A 17,633-nucleotide genomic window follows, 5' to 3' on the forward strand; every position below is an offset into this window, starting at 1 on the left:
TTAAACGGCTGACTCGCGGTGACTTATTCCGGACCGCCAACGACAGATGAGGAACACCATGTCGACGCAAGTGGGCGAACTCGGTCCGGCTTCCCGTTCCTCCTCCTGGCGTACGCCGGCGATCATCATTCTCTGCGGCTGTGCCATCGGCATGCTCGGCTTCGGCCCGCGCTCGGCGCTCGGCTTCTTCGTGCAGCCGATGAGCCATGAGTTCGCCTGGGGCCGCGACGTGTTCGGTCTCGCCATCGCCGTGCAGAACCTGTTGTGGGGCCTGGGCCAGCCGCTCGCCGGTGCTGTCGCCGATCGCTTCGGCCTGTTTCGCGTGATGTGCGTCGGCGCGCTGCTCTATGCCGGCGGTCTCTTGCTGATGCGCTATTCCTCGACGCCGCTGTCGCTCAACTTGGGGGCGGGCGTCATGGTCGGCTTCGGCCTTGCCGGCTGCTCGTTCAATCTGGTGCTGTCGGCGTTCACAAAGCTGTTGCCGGCGGAGAAGCGCGGCCTCGCGCTCGGCGCCGGCACGGCGGCGGGCTCGTTCGGGCAGTTCCTGTTCGCGCCGATCGGCGTCGCGCTGATCGACAATTTCGGCTGGCAGCAGGCGCTCACCGTGTTCGGCTTCCTGATGCTGCTGATCATCCCGCTGTCGCTGGCGCTCTCGACGCCGCGGGTCACGACCACGGCCAATGCGGCGCCCGCGGACGAGCAGACGTTTACGAAAGCGCTCGCCGAAGCCTTCGGCCATCGCTCCTACGTGCTGCTCGTGCTCGGCTTCTTCACCTGCGGTTTCCAGCTCGCCTTCATCACCGTGCATCTGCCGGCCTTCCTGGTCGATCGCGGCATCTCGACGCAGACCGGCGGCTGGGTGATCGCGGCGATCGGTCTGTTCAACATCATCGGATCGCTCAGCGTCGGCTATCTCCAGAATAGCTTGCCCAAGCGCTACATCCTCTCGAGCATCTACTTCACGCGCGCGCTGGCCACGCTGGCCTTCATCTCGTTCCCGATCACACCGTTCTCGGCGATCGCGTTTGGCGCCATCTCCGGCCTGACCTGGCTGTCGACGGTGCCGCCGACCTCCGCTCTGGTGGCGTTGATGTTCGGCACGCGCTGGCTTGCCACGCTCTATGGCTTTGCCTTCGTCAGCCATCAGGTCGGCGGTTTCCTCGGCGTCTGGCTCGGCGGCATTGTGTTCGAAAAGTTCGGTTCCTACACGCCGATCTGGTGGCTCTCGATCCTGTTCGGCGTGCTCTCTGCGCTGATCAATCTTCCGATCGTCGAGAAACCGGTTCATCGGGCGGTTGCGCAGCCTGCCTGATCGGCTAAACAATCCCGACCAACAAGTCAGGGAGTGCAGTCGTGGCCACATTCAAGGCGATCCGGATCGACAAGGCGGACAAGGGCACCACCGCCGCGCTCACGCAGTTCGACGAAGCCGAGCTGATGGACGGCGACGTCACCGTCCGCGTCGAATGGTCGACGCTGAACTACAAGGATGGCCTTGCGCTCACCGGCAAGGCGCCGGTGGTGCGCCGCTTCCCGATGATCGCCGGCATCGATTTCGCCGGCACGGTCGAAGCCTCCTCGCATCCGCAGTGGAAGGCGGGCGACAAGGTCGTCTGCACCGGCTGGGGCATGGGTGAGACCCATCTCGGCGCCTATGCCGAGAAGGCGCGGGTGAAGGGCGACTGGCTGGTCGCCTTGCCGCAGGGACTGTCGACGCGGGATGCCATGGCGATCGGCACGGCCGGCTTCACCGCAATGCTATCGGTGCTGGCGCTGGAGAAGCACGGCCTGTCGCCGAAGAGCGGCCCCGTCGTGGTGACGGGCGCGGCCGGCGGCGTTGGCTCGGTCGCCACCGCCGTGCTGTCCAAGCTCGGTTACCACGTCATCGCCTCGACCGGCCGTGCCGCGGAAGCGGATTACCTGAAGGAGATCGGCGCGGCCGAGGTGATCGACCGCAACGAGCTGTCGGCGCCGGCAAAACCCCTCGCCAAGGAGCGCTGGGCGGGCGGCGTGGACAGCGTCGGCTCGACCACGCTGGCGAATCTCCTGTCGATGACGAAATACGGCGGGGCGATCGCGGCGTGCGGTCTTGCGGCCGGCATGGACCTGCCGTCTTCGGTCGCACCCTTCATTTTGCGCGGAGTGTGCCTTCTCGGCATCGATTCCGTGATGTGCCCGATCGAGCCGCGAAAAGCTGCCTGGCAGCGTCTGGCGTCCGATCTGGATCGGACGAAACTATCTGAAATCACTCAGGAAATCGCGTTGGACGAAGTGCCGGAATGGGGCGCGAAAATCCTCGCCGGCCAGGTCCGCGGCCGCATCGTGGTAAAAATTCTCTAACGGCGTTCAGACTTTACCAACCAACCTGCTTCAATGTCGCCATGGTTAGTATGGTAAGCAGCGGGTAAAGAGATAAGGCATCGCCCGCTGCGGGGGTTGGTTCGGAGTAGAGCATGCTTGCGCGTATTGTGTTGGGGGCTGTTACGGCGGCAGCGACGTTTGCGCCGGCCATTGCTGGAAGCATGAACGCCGACGAGGCGCGCCGCTTCGTCGCCGGCAAGGTATTCGCCTTCACCTGTTTCGACGGCACCCGCGGCGCAGGCCGCATCCTCGACGACATGGGGGCCGCCGGTGCGGTGCAGTTCTCGGGCTCGGGCCCGGTGAAGCATCTCCGTCTTCCCGGCAACACGCTCCAGATCCGCGGCCAGAACGTCTGTGCCTCGATCAAGGGCATTCCGTTCGAGCCCTGTTTCAACCTTGAAAAGACCGACGACCGCAGCTTCCGCGGATCGGTCTCCGGCATGGGCTTCGCCTATTGCGACTTCCACCACCAGGGCGGCAACCAGATGCTGATGGCGCGCGCCGTGGCGCGTCCGCGCTCGCTGCGTTCGTCGGAGCACACCGGCTCGGTCGGTGCCTCCAACACCGAAGTTGCCGCGCGCGTCGAGACGCCGCGGGTCGACAGCGGCCGCCTCGAGCCGGTGAAGTCCGAAGCCAGATCAGAGCCTGCCAAGGGCGAGGCCCCGCTGGAGCTGCGCCGCTCCACCCAGTGAGCCGGCTGCGCGAGACCGCTCGCGCATCCTGTCATTGAAAGCCCTCATCGATCGCGAAGCCGCTGCGCCGTAGTCTTACGGACGGCGGCTTTCATGCGTTGGTAGCGACTCGCGTCCCAGTTTGCCCAGGGCCGGGGGGCGCAAGGGTTCTACCATGTCGCTGTACTTCTTTCGCATCAGTACCGGTCGCTATTCCGGTGCGGCCGACCAGCCCTACGAGTTCGAGGACCGCGCAGCCGCCTGGGCCGAGATGACCGAGGTCTGCGCCAATCTGCTCGGCAGCATCGCGCGCAACATGAAGCCGAATGCCAAGTGGAGCATGGAGCTGCTCGACGAGGACAGGAAGCCGGTCTTCCGCGTCAGCCTCGTCGGCGAGAAGATGTGCTGACATTGCCCGCGGGACCGGCGCGCGCGTTAACGAACGCAAAGTCTGTTAATTCGCGAAGCCTCGTCTGCTTGCGCGTGAAACGTGTGCAAGTCTGCGGATTTGAGCAGCGATTTCCGTACTTCTACCCAACGGCTCCGGCTCGCACTTAACGTTAATGAGGAATCTCGCGGCTAACCTTCCCAGGATGTTCACGCGCTTCGTCGCGACAATGCGTATCCGGGATTAGCTCGATGTCGTTTATTCAGAACCTGCGAATTGGTACCAAGCTCGCCATTACCTCCGCGCTCACCATCGGCCTCGTCGCGCTGATGATCTTCCTCCAGATGAGCGGCGGCGCCCAAGTCCAGCGGCTTGGCACCGGAGCGGCGGGACAGCAGGCGATCGCGCAGAATGCGGCGGAAGCGAAGGCCTCGGTTCGCGGCATGCAGATCGGCATTCGCGACATCCTGACGTCTGCCTCGCCGGCCGAGATGCAAAAGGCCGTCACCTATTTCAACGACCGTTTGACGGCTGCCACGAAATTTTCGGGCGAAATGGCGAAGCTCTCGCAATCACCGGAGAACCGCAAGCGGATCGATCGCCTCACCGTGCTGATCGGTGATTTCAGCAAGGGCCAGTTGCAGATCGAGGCGATCCGCAAGCAGGAGCTCGCACTCGAAGGGAAGAAGGACAGCGAAGCGGCGGGGCAATATGCCAAGCTGACCGCCGAGGTTGATCGCATCCGCAAGGAGACTCTGGCTCCGATCAACGAAGAGATCTCGGAGCTGACCAACAAGATCACGGAATTTGCCAAGCAGAGGGCCATCGAGACCCGTGCCGAGGCGGAAGCCGAAGCCGTCTCCGTCGAGCGGACGTCGTTCATCACCGGCATGCTGGTCGCGCTCGTTCTGATCGGCGCGTGCATCTTCTCCGTCTTCAGCATTGCGCGGCCGATGCGTGCGTTGACGGTCGCGATGGAGAAGCTCGCCGGTGGCGACTTCTCGGTGGTGCTGCCGGGCCTCGGCCGCAAGGACGAGGTCGGCGAGGTTGCCGGCGCCGTCGAGAAATTCAAGATCGTGTCCGAGCAGAAGGCGCGCGAGGAAGCGGAAGCCAAGATGCGGCAGGACCAGATCGCGGCCGAGCAGCGCAAGGCCGAGATGCGCAGGCTCGCCGACAGTTTCGAAGGCGCCGTCGGCGAGATCGTCGGCACGGTGTCATCGGCCTCGACCGAGCTCGAAGCATCCGCGACGACGCTGACCTCGACGGCGGAGCGCACGCAGCAGCTCACCACCGTGGTTGCCGCCGCCTCGGAAGAAGCCTCCACCAACGTGCAATCGGTGGCCTCCGCCACGGAGGAGCTGTCGTCCTCGATCACCGAGATCAGCCGTCAGGTGCAGGAATCCGCGCGCGTGGCGAGCGAGGCCGTCGGTCAGGCCCGCACCACGACCGAACGCGTCAGCGAGTTGTCCAAGGCAGCGACGCGCATCGGCGACGTCGTCGAGCTGATCAACACCATTGCGGGCCAGACCAATTTGCTCGCTCTCAACGCGACGATCGAGGCGGCGCGCGCCGGCGAGGCCGGCAAGGGCTTTGCGGTCGTCGCCTCCGAGGTCAAGGCGCTCGCCGAGCAGACGGCGAAGGCAACCGGCGAGATCGGCCAGCAGATCTCGGGCATTCAGGCCGCAACGCAGGAATCGGTCGGCGCCATCAAGGACATCAGCGACACCATCGAGAAGCTGTCCGAGATCTCGTCGACCATCGCCGCCGCAGTCGAAGAGCAGGGCGCGGCCACGCAGGAAATCTCCCGCAACGTGCAGCAGGCCGCACAAGGCACGCACCAGGTCTCGTCCAACATCACGGATGTGCAGCGCGGCGCCAGCGAGACCGGATCGGCCTCCTCGCAGGTGCTGTCCGCGGCGCAGATGCTGTCGGGCGACAGCGATCGTCTCAAGCTCGAGGTCGGAAGATTCCTGGAGACGGTGCGGGCGGCGTGACGTCGGCCTTACCGACACGAATTCGAACGGCCGTCGTGCGGGTGTGCACGACGGCCGTTCGTATTCATGCTGCGATGCCGTGACGAATGGCATGCACGGTTAACTTTCCAGAAAAGCGAAACGGGCATCATCTGCTCAATTTCCCGGCACGATTCGCTGTCGCCTCGCCATTTCATCTCAAGCACTTTGGAGCTCGTCCATGAGCCGCCTTTCCATCCGCCTGACCCACAAGGTGATGGCGATCGGGCTCTTCGGCCTCGTCGGTCTCGTCGCCTTCGGAGCGATCTACGAGATCGGCAGCTTGTCTCAGGATGCCTCCCGCGACGTTGCCAACCGGGCGCGAGCGATCGCCGATCTCGACAAGCAGCTCTCGATCGAGATGCTGGAGGCCCGCCGCAACGAGAAGAATTTTCAGCAGCGCCGTACCGAGAGTTACGCCAAGGCCCATGCCGAGCTGATCGGGCCGATCAACCGCGATTTCGGCGAGGTCGAGCGGTTGATGGCGGCTGGCGGCATGCGCGCGCTGGCGGACAAGATGAAGCAGGCCCAGGACGGCTTCAAGCGTTACGCCTCGGACTTCGCAGCGCTGGTGGCGGCCGAGACCAGGCTCGGGCTGAACGAGACGCTCGGCCTCTCCGGCTCGCTTCGCGGTGCGGTGCATGACATCGAGGCCAAGCTGAAGGAGATCGACGATCCCAGGACGACGACCTGGATGCTGATGATGCGCCGTCACGAGAAGGACTTCATGCTGCGGCGCGACCCGAAATACATCGCCGAGGCGAAGAAGGCCGCGGTTGAATTCTCCAAGGCGATCGAGGTCGTCGCGGTTCCGACGGCGGTGATGACCGACATCACGGCCAAGCTGCAGAAATACCAGTTCGAGTTCGCGGCCTGGGCCGAGACCGCACAGCAGAGTGCGGCGCTCGACGCCGCCATGATGAAGACCTTTCGCGAGATCGAGCCTGTGATGATCGAGGTGCGGACCGCCGTCGATGCCATGTACAGGCAGGCCGATGCCGCGGAGGCTGCGACCCGCGACGCCGTCCGCTTCTGGATGGTGGCCGCCTTCGGCATCACGGTCGTTGTGCTCGCCGCGGTCGGCTTCCTGCTCGGACGTTCGATCTCGAAGGCACTCGCCGCCATGGTCGGCGCGATGACGCGGCTTGCGCGCGGCGAGCTCTCGATCTCCGTTCCCGGTATCGGGCGGACCGACGAGATCGGCGAGATGGCCGGTGCCGTCGAAGTGTTCAGGACCAACATGGCGGAGGCCGAGCGGCTGCGTACGGAGCAGGCCGAGGCCGAAGCGCGCGGGCGCGAGCAGCGCAAGGCCGACATGAAGCGTCTCGCCGACACGTTCGAAGGCGCGGTCGGCGAGATCATCGAGACCGTGTCGTCGGCGGCGACCGAGCTCGAGGCCTCCTCCAACACGCTGACGCAGGCCGCCGAGCGCGGCAACGGGCTTGCGACCGCCGTGGCGGCAGCCTCGGAGGAGGCTTCCGCCAACGTGCAGTCGGTGTCCTCGGCGAGCGAGGAGATGACCTCCTCGATCACCGAGATCAGCCGTCAGGTTCAGGCATCCGCGCGTGTCGCCGACGTCGCGGTCGGGCAGGCCCAGCGCACCAATGCGCGTGTTGCCGAACTGACCAAGGCCGCCTCCCGCATCGGAGACGTGGTCGAACTCATCAACACCATCGCCTCGCAGACCAACCTCCTGGCGCTGAACGCAACCATCGAGGCGGCGCGGGCGGGCGAAGCGGGCAAGGGCTTTGCGGTGGTTGCGACCGAAGTGAAGGCGCTCGCCGACCAGACTGCGAAGGCCACCGGCGAGATCAGTCAGCATATCGGCGCGATCCAGACCGCCACGCAGGACTCGGTCGGCGCGATCAAGGAGATCGGCGACACCATCGCACAGATGTCGGAGATCTCCTCGACCATCGCCGCGGCGGTGGAGGAGCAGGGCGCCGCGACGCAGGAGATCTCCCGCAACATCCAGCACGCCGCTCACGGCACCTCGGACGTCTCGGCGAATATCGGCGAGGTCCAGCGTGGCGCCGGCGAGACCGGCGCCGCTTCGGCGCAGGTCCATTCGGCGGCACAGTCGCTGTCGCAGGAGAGCAACCGGCTGAAGAGCGAAGTCGCGCGCTTCCTGGAGTCGGTGCGGGCGGCCTGAGTACCTCAGCCGGTCCGCTCAAATCGCGTATCGCGGTGTGCTGGTATGGCGCTCCGCGACGTCCGCTGCGCTGCAACACATGGTTGCGGAACACATAACAACGGCGACAGCGATTTCCGTAGTTTCACGTAGGTTCCTGTTAACGCCTGTTTGCAACTATGTGCGCAATCTTACCGGATAAGAACCAGCCAGCATTGTTGGAATGACTTCCGTCCTGTCGTCCGTCGCGACGATGGCGGCGCGATCACTCGTGCGTTGCTTGGTATCATCGGGATTTGTCGTGATGTCGAAGTTGTCGATCGTCTTCAAGCTTCTGACCGTGTTGTCGGTCCTCGTGCTCTCGCTCGCCGGCGTCGGCGTGACCGCGATCGGCACCATGCAGAACATCAATTCGCACACGGTCGAGATCGCGGAGAGCTGGTTGCCGAGCGTGCGCGCGCTCGGCTCGCTGCGCGCCGACATCAACGAGCTGCGCGTCGCGCTGCGCCTGCACCTGATGCAGGACACGGCTGAAGGCAAGGAGGCCGCCGAGAAGCGCCTCGCCTCGTTGCAGGCGCGCATCGACCAGACCCGCAAGGTCTACGAGCCGCTGATCACCTCAGCCGAAGAGCGCTCGCTCTACCAGCAGTGGACCAAGGCGTGGGCCGATTACCTGAACGGCGTGCAGGACGTGATGGCGCTGTCGCGCAAGAGCCCCGGCAAGTTCCCGACCGATGCCAACGAGCTGTTGCAGACCAAGGTCGCGAAGATGGCCCAGGCGGCCGACCCGTTGCTCCAGAAGGGCATCGAGATGAACAACCGCGGCGCCGAGCTGGAGACGAAGCAGGCGGCTGACAGTTACGCCATGATCTTCCGCGTGCTGGTCGGCATCATCGTGTTCTCGGTCGTGATCGCGATCGGCGCGGCCTATTATCTCGTGCGCGACGTGTCGCGCGGCATTGCCTCGATCATCAAGCCGATGCAGTCGCTCGGCGAGGGCGATCTCTCGGCCGACGTGCCGCATCGCGGCGAGAAGACCGAGATCGGCTCGATGGCGGATGCGCTGCAGATCTTCAAGGAGGCGCTGATCGCCAAGCGCGCAGCCGATCAGGCCGCCGCGGCCGATGCCGAAGCCAAGATCGAGCGCGGCCGCCGCGTCGATGCCATCACCCGCAAGTTCGAGGCGATGATCGGCGAGGTCGTCGGTACCGTCTCCGCGGCGTCGACCGAGCTCGAGGCGTCCGCGACGACGCTGACCGGCACCGCGCAGCGCGGCCAGGAGCTCGCGACCGTGGTTGCTGCGGCCTCAGAGGAAGCCTCCACCAACGTCCAGGCCGTGGCATCAGCCTCTGAGGAGCTGTCGTCCTCCATCACCGAGATCAGCCGCCGCGTGCAGGATTCGGCGCGGATGGCGGCGGAAGCCGTCGAGCAGGCCGCGCGCACCAACGAGCGCGTCAACGCGCTGTCGCAGGCGGCCTCGCGCATCGGCGACGTCGTCGAGCTCATCAACACCATCGCGGGCCAGACCAATCTGCTCGCACTGAACGCGACCATCGAGGCGGCGCGCGCGGGCGAAGCCGGCCGCGGCTTCGCGGTCGTCGCATCCGAGGTCAAGGCGCTGGCCGAGCAGACCGCGAAGGCGACCGGCGAGATCGGGGCGCAGGTGTCGGGCATTCAAGCGGCAACGCAGGAATCCGTCAGCGCGATCCAGGAGATCGGCGGCACCATCGAGCGGCTGTCCGAAGTGTCCTCGGCAATTGCGGCCGCGGTCGAGGAGCAGGGCGCGGCCACGCAGGAGATCTCGCGCAACGTCCAGCAGGCCTCGGTCGGCACGCAAGAAGTCTCGTCGAACATCACCGACGTGCAGCGTGGTGCGATCGAGACCGGCGAGGCCTCGGTCGAGGTGCTGTCCGCGGCAAAATCGCTGGCGACCGACAGCACCCGTCTCAAGGTCGAGGTCGCGCAGTTCCTGGATTCGGTCCGCGCGGCCTGATCTTCAACTTCCCGTCTGCGGAGCCGGCGGCGGCGTCACCTGCCGCCGGAACAGGATGCGCTGGTAGAGCCATCCGATCGCGACCAGCACGACGCCGAGGCACATGAACGACAGCGCGCGGTAGACGCCCGTCAGCGTCGACATGTCGATGACGAAGGCCTTCAGGATCGTCAGCGCGATCACGGCGGCCGACGCCAGCCGCGCCCGCTCCGAATTGACCAGAATGCCGACGCCGAGCAGCACCACGCCGAAGGCGAGCCAGCCGATCGAATAGGTGTACTGCTCCGCGCCCGTCGTCGGTCCCGTCGAGAGGATCGGGCCGTGATAGAAGCGGCGGATCGTCAGCGTGACATAGACGAGCGCGAACAGCAGCGCGCCGCACGCAATGGTGTTGGCGTAGACTTTGCCGCGCTCGCCGACCACGGCATAGGAGAGCAGCAGCATCAGCACCGCCGGCAGCGCGTAGCCGAGCAGCAGCAGGTTGAACACGGCGCCGCCGACATCGATGTGCCAGATCAGCGGGTTCTCCAGCATCAGGAGGCCAAACAGGCTGATGATGCCGGCGATCGCGGTGAGCACGATCGCGCCGACATTGTGCACGATGCTGCGGCTGCGCAGCCGCAGGCGCTCCAGCCCAATCGCCATCGCGAGCGAGACGCAGACCTGCAGCGCGCATTCGAGCAGCGACGGCGCCGCAATCATGTCGCCGCCGGTCGCAAGGTGGCGGATTTGAGCGAAGGCGAGCAGCGCGGTGAAGAGGATCGCGGCCGCTTCGACCACGCGCAGCGGCGCATCGTCCGCGCGGCGGCGCAGGAAGATGCTTGCGCCCCAGAACGAGGCCGCCGGCAGGCCGTAGCCCCAGAGCAGCCAGTTGAAGATCGGCGTGGTGCCGACGGCATCGCCGACGATGCGCGGATCGTAGGCGATGCGCGCGGTGACGATCGCAGCGAAGATGGCCGCGAGCCGGCGCAGCACCGGGATCGGCCGCTGCAGCGAGATCCAGGCGGTGCCGAGCGACATCAGCGCCAGCGCAATGGTGAGCCAGCCCTTCTCCAGCGCGAACGTCAGCGCCAGCGCGAGCGCGCCGAGCGTGCCGGTCGCGAACAGCGCGATGGAGGTCGGCGCGCCCGGCCGGTCTTCGCGGCGGCTGAGGGCCTCGGTCGCAGCGCCAAAGGCCGCGGCGAGCAGCACCGCGAGGATCGCGAACGGGATCGAGCGGTCGAGATGGGCGATGCGCGCATAGAGCGCAACGAGGGTCGCGATCGGCGTTGCGACCGCCGCCGCTGACCACACGACGGGAATGATCGGCGAGCTCGATCGGCCCTGCGCGAAAAAGCCCGCGATGCCGAAGCCGGCGGCGAAGACTGCGGCCATCACCAGATGCAGCGTCACCGAGCCGTCGGTCGCGACCGGTCCGACGCCCGGGATCGGGCCACCCGGCAGCACCAGCATATCGGGATTGGCGCGCACCGCCCATTCGGCGAACACGATGAAGACGGTGGCCGCAGCCGCGCCGAGCGCGCCGGTGGCCGCGGGCGCACGCCAGGCGACGAACAGCGTCCCGCCGACCAGCAGCGTGTAAGCGATCAGCGCGAGATCCGCATGCGAGCTCGACAGCACGATCAGCATGGCGCCGAACAGATAGGCGCCGAGCGAGCTCGACGACACCGGCTCGATCTCGCCATCCTCGATGGTCGGGCCGAACATGAAGCCGCAGACCACCAGCAGTGCGGCGAGCACGAAGCCCGCGATGACATGGAAGGCGTGCGGCGCGACCTGCAGATCGCCGGTGTCGAGGCCCGGGAAGACCCACAGCACCGCAAAGGCGATGGTGGTCACCGCGAGCCAGCGCCACAGCCGGATCCGGGCGAGACCAAAACTCGCGGCGGTGACGATGGCGAGATAAATGTAGAGCGCCCAATAATCCGGCTTGCCGCTGGAAACGAGGATCGGCGTTGCGAAGGCGCCGACCACGCCGAGGCCGGCGAGCGCAGGTCCGTGCAGAAGTGCCGCGGCGAGCGTGCTCATCGCAACGATGCCGAGCAGCACGAAGGCGGTGGCGGGCACGAGGAAGCCGTAGAGCGCGTAGGCGGCATAGATGGTCGCGAACGCCACTGCCGTTCCGGCCGCGGTGAGGATCGCGGGGATGTTGGCGATGGGCAGAGCCTGGATGTTGGAGATGTCCTCCTTGCGGCGCGACCATTCGCCGGCGCCGAGCAGCGCGGCTGCGAACAGGCCGCCGAGGAACACGCGCACGCCGGGGCCGAGCAGGCCGGCCTCGATCGAATAGCGCACCATGAAGAAGCCGCCGAGCGCGAGTGCAAGGCCGCCGATCCACACCACCCAGCGCGTGCCGAGGCGCTCCTCGAAGCCGGGCGCTGGCGTGGGCAAAGGTGGCGGTGGCGGAGGTGCGGCGGCCTCGCTGCTCGCTTCGAGCGGCGGCGGTGCAACCTCTGCGGTGACGAGCGGAGGCGGTGCCTGCTCCGCTTCCGGGGCAAGCGGCGGCGGCTCCGCCGCGGCCGTTGCGGGTGCTGCTTCGGCCTGCACCTGCGCGGGCACCAATGGCGGCGGCTGCACCCGACGCTGCGCGTAAAACATCTCTTCGAGCGTGTTCAGCTTGCGGCGCAGCTCGGCCGCTTGGCTCGAGGCCTTGATAGCGACCAGGAAGGCGACGATCGCAATGATCAGCGCAAAGACGTCGAACGGGCCGTCGAACATGAAGCCTCCAGGCAACCGGCGGGCAGGGGCCGGTCCCACAAATCCTAGGATCTAGCGCCGGGAGCGGACGCGCAAGCCCGGCGCGGGCCGCTCCTGGAGCACGTCGCGGCGGAAGCGGTAGAGCGCTGCCGGACGTCCGCCCGTCTGTGTCGACATCACCCCGGTCGGTTCGACCAGGGCTTCGGTTTCGACCAAACGGCGGAAATTCTGCTTGTGCAGGTGGCGGCCGGAGATCGCCTCCACCGTGTACTGCAATTCGGTAAGTGTGAACTCGGCGGGCAAAAGTTCAAACACCACAGGACGATACTTCAGTTTCGCGCGCAGCCGCGCGATCCCCGTGGCGAGAATCCGGCGATGGTCGAACCGCATGGAGGTGCCGAGCGCGGGTAGGGTCTTGCGCGCTAATGCCGCAGGACGGCCGTCGCGCCGGGCTTCCTCGACCAGCCCGGCCTCGTAGAGCAGCTCGTAGCGGTCGAGCACGCGCTCCTCGTCCCAGGGCGCGCCATCGAGGCCGAAATAGAACCGCACGCGATCCCTCCGCGGCAATGCGCGCGTCGTCTCCGGCGTCTCCTCCTCGGCCCATTTGGTCAGCGCGGGAATGATGTCGCGCGCGATGATCGCGGGTGGCTCCTCGCGCCAGTCTTCCCAGGGCAGGAAGCGATACCACGGCTCGAAGCTCGCGCCATCAGCGGCAAGCTCGCCGCCGACGGCGCGCGTCAGCGCGAGATAGCCGATCGACACCATATGCGCGCCGGTGTCGGCGGCCTCGGCATGGCGGCCGCGATCGCCGAACGTATAGAGCTGCTCGACATAGCCGAGCCGCAGGCCCGCCTGCGCCTCGACCCAGGCGCGCAGGCCGATCTCGAAGGTGCGATGGCTCAGCGCATCGAACGGGCCGAACGGCAGGCCGGCGAGCCCGTCACTGCCGCGCGCGGTGAGAATCAGCGGCTCGTGATCCTCGATCGCGACGATCGCCGCGGTCAGGCCGATCTCGATCGGCGTCAGCAGCTTGTCGCTCATGCGATGGTGATCGGAGCTGTCATTCGAGCTCGATCACGAAGGGGCGGCCCTCGACCATCATCGCGCCCGGGCCCATCTCGTCGAGCGCGCGCAGCATGCGGCCGTTGCGCCCCAATGCGCGGTCGGCAAGGCCGACGATGCGGCGGTTCGGCGAGGCGACCGGCGAGGCCGCACGGATCTTTTTGGCGATCTCGATCTCGTCGCGCTCCGGATTGAGCGCGCAGACAGCGGCGAACGCGCTCGCGGTCGAGCGGCTGATGCCGGCATAGCAGTGCACCACCAGCGGCGCAGCGCGGTCCCAGGCGCGCACGAAATTCAGCACCTGGTCGATATGCGCTTCCGACGGCGCGACAAAGCCGTCCATCTCCTCGGTGATGTCGTCCATCGACACCTTGAGATGGTTGGCCGGCAGCACGGACACCGGCCGCGCTACCTGCTCGACATTGGCCATCACGGTCAGCACATGGCTGGCCCTGGTGAGGCGGACGGTTTCGGGAAGAGCGGCGAGGGAACAGACGTGGATCATGGCGGACCTTTTTGCCGCTGATTATAGCGAGCGCTCGTAGGGTGGGCAAAGGCGCATCGCGCCGTGCCCACGATTTCGCAACTGCGCGCTCGTCGCTCAGTTTGGTGGGCACGCTTCGCTTTGCCCACCCTGCGAAGGGATGGGGCTTACGCAAACACCGCGCCAAACCGCTCCAGGAACTGCTTCTCGGCCCGCGCCGCGGTCCAGGGCGTGAGGTAGTCGCGCCGGACGCTGTCGGAGAGGCCCGGATCCTTGCCGAACAGGCGCTTGGCTTCGCTCTCGCTGAAGCCGGCAAGCTCGGTCGCCTCGAGATAGGCTGCACCGCGATCGGCGGCCTTGATGGCTTGCGTGATCTCGTCGGGCAGCGACGGCGGCAGGCCGAAGCGGATATGGATGGCGCCGAGCAGGCGCTTCTCCACCGCCTTGTAATGACCGTCGAGCACGGCCTTGAACGGCGAGATCATGTCGCCGATGACGTATTCGGGGGCATCGTGCAGCAGCGCCGCAAGCCGCATGCGCTCATCGACGCGCGGCATCTCGTGCCGCAGCACGGTCTCCACCAGCAGCGTGTGCTGCGCGACCGAGAAGATGTGTGCGCCGGTGGTCTGCCCGTTCCAGCGTGCGACGCGCGCCAGTCCATGCGCGATGTCGGCGATCTCGACGTCGAGCGGGGAGGGATCGAGCAGATCGAGCCGCCGGCCCGACAGCATGCGCTGCCAGGCACGAGACTCCGCGCCGTGCGCGGTCTTCTTGGCGGTCATTTGGCCTTGAGGCGCGGCTTGCGCTGCAGCTTGCTGCAGGTCGCGTGGCAGTGGCAGTCGACGAGATGGTCGTTGACCATGCCGGTCGCCTGCATGAAGGCGTAGACGATGGTCGGGCCCACGAATTTGAAGCCGCGCGAGGACAGCTCTTTCGAGATCTGCACCGATAGCGGCGTCGAGGCCGGCACGCTCGCGGTGGTCTTGAAATTGTTGACCTTGGGTTGTCCGCCCATGAAGTCCCACAGCAGCTTCGAGAAGCCGGGGCCCTTCTCCATGATGTCGAGATAGGACTTCGCGCTCAAAATCGTGCCGTCGATCTTGGCGCGGTTGCGCACGATGCCGACGTCGTTCATCAGCGCGTGCACCTTCTTGTCGGTGTAGCGCGCGATCTTCTCCGGCTGGAAATCGTCGAAGGCTTTGCGGAAATTGTCGCGCTTGCGCAGGATCGTGATCCAGGACAGGCCAGCCTGAAAACCGTCGAGGATCAGCTTTTCATACAGCGCGCGATCGTCATACTCAGGCACGCCCCATTCGGTGTCGTGATAGGCGACATAGAGCGGATCTTCGCCGGGCCACGGGCAGCGGGTCTTTCCGTCGGGGTGAAGGCGCGGGGCTCGGCTCATGTCGTGGGCTGCTTTGCGGGAATGCGGACGACATCGGGTTCGGCGAGCCTCACGGCGAGGCCGCCGGCGGTGAGCGGCTGGCCGGCATCGAGCGCATCGGCAACGCGGTCGATGCGCACCAGCGCGATGCCCTTGCCCTGCGCCGACGAGCCCATCGTGCCGACCGACTTGTCCCCGGCCATCACGCTGACGCCGGCTTCCGGCGACAGATCGTCGAGCAGCACCTTGACGCTGCGGGTACGCGCCGTGCCGCGATGCTGCATGCGCGAGACGACCTCCTGGCCGACATAGCAGCCCTTGTCGAAATCGACGCCGGCGAGGCGGTCCATGTTGGTCTCGTGCGGGAATGCATCGCTGTACATGAAATCGAGCCCGCCGCGCGGCACGCCGAGTGCGATCCGGTGCGCCTCGTAGTCGGCCGCATCGATCAGCTCGGCGCCGATCAGGTCCGACAGCTTCTGCTTGAGATCTTCGGGGATCAGGATGCGGGTGCCGAGCGCCTCATTGCGCGGATCTGCGAAGGCGAGGTCCGGTTGCGCTGTGGGCTGGCCGTCCCAGGCCGCGAGCACGCCGAGATCGAGGTTTTCCACGGTGACCTTGGCACGCAGCTTGTAGAATTTCAGCTTGGTGGCGAGGTTCTCTGCCAGCGCCTTCGGGCAGTCGATCAGGAACCCGCCGCCATGGCCGGCAGGCACTTCCGTGATCAGGAAATCCACGATGATCTTGCCCTGCGGCGTCAGCAGCGCGCCGAATCGCCCCAGGCCCGGCTTGAGCCTGTCGACATCGGTGGTGATGAGGCCGTTGAGGAAGTTGCGCGCGTCATCGCCCGCGACCTTGATCACGGCCCGGTCGGGAAGAAACGCTGATTTCATGCGAAAATCTCTTGCGACATGGTGCTCCGGAACGTAAGCCCGCAAGGCATAAACGACAAGACCTCAAGCCCTGCGCTTGGGGATGAGAGAGGCCTCAAGCCATGACCCAGCGTTTCGATGTGATCCTCAAGGGCGGCACCGTCGTCAACCAGGACGGCGAGGGCGTTCGCGATATCGGCATCACCAACGGTCGCATCGCCGAGCTGGGCCCGCTGTCGCAGGCGTCCGCGGCCGAGGTGATCGATTGCAAGGGCCTCCACATCCTGCCCGGCGTGATGGACACGCAGGTGCATTTCCGCGAGCCCGGGCTGGAGCAGAAGGAAGACCTCGAGACCGGTTCGCGCAGCGCCGTGATGGGCGGCGTCACTGCCGTGTTCGAGATGCCGAACACCTCGCCGCTCACGGTGACGGAGGCGACCTTCACCGACAAGGTGAAGCGCGCCCACCATCGCATGCATTGCGATTTCGCCTTCTTCATCGGCGGCACCCGCGAGAACGTGCAGGATCTGCCGGTGCTCGAGCGCGCGCCGGGCTGCGCCGGCGTCAAGGTGTTCATCGGTTCCTCGACCGGCGCGCTGCTGGTGGAGGACGACGAAAGCCTGCGTCGCATCTTCCAGGTGATCCGCCGCCGCGCAGCCTTCCACGCCGAGGACGAATATCGCCTCAACGAGCGCAAGTCGCTCCGTATCGAGGGCGATCCGCGCTCGCATCCGGTCTGGCGCGACGAGACCGCGGCGCTGATGGCGACGCAGCGCCTGGTCAAGCTCGCGCATGAGACCGGAAAACGCATCCACGTGCTGCACATCTCGACCAAGGAAGAGATCGAGTTCCTGCGCGACCACAAGGACGTCGCGTCCTGCGAGGCGACGCCGCATCATCTCACGCTGGTCGCGCCCGAATGCTACGAGCGGCTCGGCACGCTGGCGCAGATGAACCCGCCGGTGCGCGGCGCCGATCACCGCGCCGGCATCTGGCGCGGCATCGAGCAGGGCATCATCGACGTGCTCGGCTCCGATCACGCCCCGCACACGCTCGAAGAGAAGCAGAAGACCTATCCGGCATCGCCTTCCGGCATGACCGGCGTGCAGACGCTGGTGCCGCTGATGCTCGACCACGTCAACGCGGGCCGTCTGTCGCTCGCAAGGTTCGTCGATCTCACCAGCGCCGGCCCCGCGCGCCTCTACAACATGGCCTGCAAGGGCCGCATCGCCGCCGGCTATGACGCGGACTTCACGGTCGTCGACTTGAAACGCAGCGAAACCATCACCAACAAATGGGTGGCTTCCAAGGCCGGCTGGACGCCGTATGACGGTGTTCGCGTCACCGGCTGGCCCGTCGGCACCTTCATCCGCGGCCGCCGCGTGATGTGGCAGGGCGAACTGGTGACGGCCTCGCAGGGCGAGCCGGTGCGCTTTCTGGAGACGTTGAAGCAGTAGGGGGAAGGTTGGGCTCCTTGCTCTGCTGTCATGCCCCGGCTTGACCGGGGCATCCAGTACACCGCAGCGCCAGTTGGCTGATACGGCCGCCTCCTCTGGAATACTGGATTGCCCGCTTTCG

General features: G+C 66.3%; 14 protein-coding genes. 8 read left to right on the forward strand and 6 right to left on the reverse strand.

Translation table 11 applies throughout. The annotated features are described in order from the left end of the window. Nucleotides 1-58 precede the first annotated feature (58 nt). From VGR99_RS32840 to VGR99_RS32870, 7 genes are all read left to right on the forward strand, one after another. Entirely contained in the window at nt 59-1,312 is a 1,254-nt protein-coding gene (locus VGR99_RS32840; RefSeq protein ID WP_326904102.1) for an MFS transporter, read from the forward strand. A gap of 41 nt (nt 1,313-1,353) precedes the next feature. After that, nucleotides 1,354-2,340, forward strand: a complete 987-nt coding sequence (locus VGR99_RS32845; RefSeq protein WP_326904103.1) for an MDR family oxidoreductase — start codon at nt 1,354-1,356, stop codon at nt 2,338-2,340. Nucleotides 2,341-2,453: 113 nt separating this feature from the next. Further along, a complete protein-coding gene (locus VGR99_RS32850; RefSeq protein ID WP_326904104.1) occupies nt 2,454-3,053 on the forward strand; it encodes a hypothetical protein in 600 nt (199 codons plus the stop codon). A 154-nt stretch (nt 3,054-3,207) separates the two neighbouring features. Further along, nucleotides 3,208-3,441, forward strand: coding sequence for a DUF6894 family protein (locus VGR99_RS32855; protein ID WP_326904105.1), 234 nt, complete (start codon nt 3,208-3,210; stop codon nt 3,439-3,441). 230 nt (nt 3,442-3,671) lie between these two features. Further along, on the forward strand, nt 3,672-5,414 hold the full coding sequence (locus VGR99_RS32860; protein ID WP_326904106.1) for a HAMP domain-containing methyl-accepting chemotaxis protein: 1,743 nt from the start codon (nt 3,672-3,674) through the stop codon (nt 5,412-5,414). Nucleotides 5,415-5,613: 199 nt separating this feature from the next. After that, nucleotides 5,614-7,584, forward strand: a complete 1,971-nt coding sequence (locus tag VGR99_RS32865; protein ID WP_326904107.1) for a methyl-accepting chemotaxis protein — start codon at nt 5,614-5,616, stop codon at nt 7,582-7,584. A 283-nt stretch (nt 7,585-7,867) separates the two neighbouring features. Beyond that, a complete protein-coding gene (locus tag VGR99_RS32870; protein ID WP_326904108.1) occupies nt 7,868-9,556 on the forward strand; it encodes a methyl-accepting chemotaxis protein in 1,689 nt (562 codons plus the stop codon). 3 nt (nt 9,557-9,559) lie between these two features. Here the strand turns inward: VGR99_RS32870 and VGR99_RS32875 are convergent, their stop codons facing one another. From VGR99_RS32875 to VGR99_RS32900, 6 genes are all read right to left on the reverse strand, one after another. Next, a complete protein-coding gene (locus tag VGR99_RS32875) occupies nt 9,560-12,274 on the reverse strand; it encodes a DUF2339 domain-containing protein (RefSeq protein WP_326904109.1) in 2,715 nt (904 codons plus the stop codon). A gap of 51 nt (nt 12,275-12,325) precedes the next feature. Then, complete coding sequence (locus VGR99_RS32880) at nt 12,326-13,294, reverse strand: NUDIX hydrolase (RefSeq protein WP_326904110.1); 969 nt, start codon at nt 13,292-13,294, stop codon at nt 12,326-12,328. Nucleotides 13,295-13,313: 19 nt separating this feature from the next. Next, nucleotides 13,314-13,820, reverse strand: a complete 507-nt coding sequence (locus VGR99_RS32885) for a tyrosine phosphatase family protein (RefSeq protein ID WP_326904111.1) — start codon at nt 13,818-13,820, stop codon at nt 13,314-13,316. Between the two features lie 146 nt (nt 13,821-13,966). Further along, entirely contained in the window at nt 13,967-14,581 is a 615-nt protein-coding gene (locus VGR99_RS32890; protein WP_326904112.1) for an HD family hydrolase, read from the reverse strand. Beyond that, the gene (locus VGR99_RS32895) at nt 14,578-15,204 is read right to left on the reverse strand and encodes a DNA-3-methyladenine glycosylase I (RefSeq protein ID WP_326904113.1); all 627 of its coding nucleotides are present in this window, start codon (nt 15,202-15,204) and stop codon (nt 14,578-14,580) included. The genes VGR99_RS32890 and VGR99_RS32895 overlap by 4 nt, the downstream gene beginning before the upstream one ends. Next, a complete protein-coding gene (locus tag VGR99_RS32900) occupies nt 15,201-16,076 on the reverse strand; it encodes a folate-binding protein (protein ID WP_326904114.1) in 876 nt (291 codons plus the stop codon). Before VGR99_RS32900 ends, VGR99_RS32895 begins: the two co-directional genes overlap by 4 nt. Before the next feature lie 101 nt (nt 16,077-16,177). Between VGR99_RS32900 and VGR99_RS32905 the strand changes: the two genes are divergently transcribed. Next, nucleotides 16,178-17,512, forward strand: coding sequence for a dihydroorotase (locus tag VGR99_RS32905; protein ID WP_326904115.1), 1,335 nt, complete (start codon nt 16,178-16,180; stop codon nt 17,510-17,512). Nucleotides 17,513-17,633 lie beyond the last annotated feature (121 nt).

Source organism: Bradyrhizobium sp. (assembly GCF_035935975.1).
Taxonomy (GTDB): Bacteria; Pseudomonadota; Alphaproteobacteria; order Rhizobiales; family Xanthobacteraceae; genus Bradyrhizobium.

What these genes read in the sequence shown, in the direction of transcription:
- VGR99_RS32855 (WP_326904105.1), top strand. Translation starts at nt 3,208, where the DNA reads ATGTCGCTGTACTTCTTTCGCATCAGTACCGGTCGCTATTCCGGTGCG.
- VGR99_RS32905 (WP_326904115.1), top strand. Translation starts at nt 16,178, where the DNA reads ATGACCCAGCGTTTCGATGTGATCCTCAAGGGCGGCACCGTCGTCAAC.
- VGR99_RS32850 (WP_326904104.1), top strand. Translation starts at nt 2,454, where the DNA reads ATGCTTGCGCGTATTGTGTTGGGGGCTGTTACGGCGGCAGCGACGTTT.
- VGR99_RS32875 (WP_326904109.1), bottom strand. Translation starts at nt 12,274, where the DNA reads ATGTTCGACGGCCCGTTCGACGTCTTTGCGCTGATCATTGCGATCGTC.
- VGR99_RS32900 (WP_326904114.1), bottom strand. Translation starts at nt 16,076, where the DNA reads ATGAAATCAGCGTTTCTTCCCGACCGGGCCGTGATCAAGGTCGCGGGC.
- VGR99_RS32860 (WP_326904106.1), top strand. Translation starts at nt 3,672, where the DNA reads ATGTCGTTTATTCAGAACCTGCGAATTGGTACCAAGCTCGCCATTACC.
- VGR99_RS32865 (WP_326904107.1), top strand. Translation starts at nt 5,614, where the DNA reads ATGAGCCGCCTTTCCATCCGCCTGACCCACAAGGTGATGGCGATCGGG.
- VGR99_RS32880 (WP_326904110.1), bottom strand. Translation starts at nt 13,294, where the DNA reads ATGAGCGACAAGCTGCTGACGCCGATCGAGATCGGCCTGACCGCGGCG.
- VGR99_RS32840 (WP_326904102.1), top strand. Translation starts at nt 59, where the DNA reads ATGTCGACGCAAGTGGGCGAACTCGGTCCGGCTTCCCGTTCCTCCTCC.
- VGR99_RS32890 (WP_326904112.1), bottom strand. Translation starts at nt 14,581, where the DNA reads ATGACCGCCAAGAAGACCGCGCACGGCGCGGAGTCTCGTGCCTGGCAG.
- VGR99_RS32870 (WP_326904108.1), top strand. Translation starts at nt 7,868, where the DNA reads ATGTCGAAGTTGTCGATCGTCTTCAAGCTTCTGACCGTGTTGTCGGTC.
- VGR99_RS32895 (WP_326904113.1), bottom strand. Translation starts at nt 15,204, where the DNA reads ATGAGCCGAGCCCCGCGCCTTCACCCCGACGGAAAGACCCGCTGCCCG.
- VGR99_RS32885 (WP_326904111.1), bottom strand. Translation starts at nt 13,820, where the DNA reads ATGATCCACGTCTGTTCCCTCGCCGCTCTTCCCGAAACCGTCCGCCTC.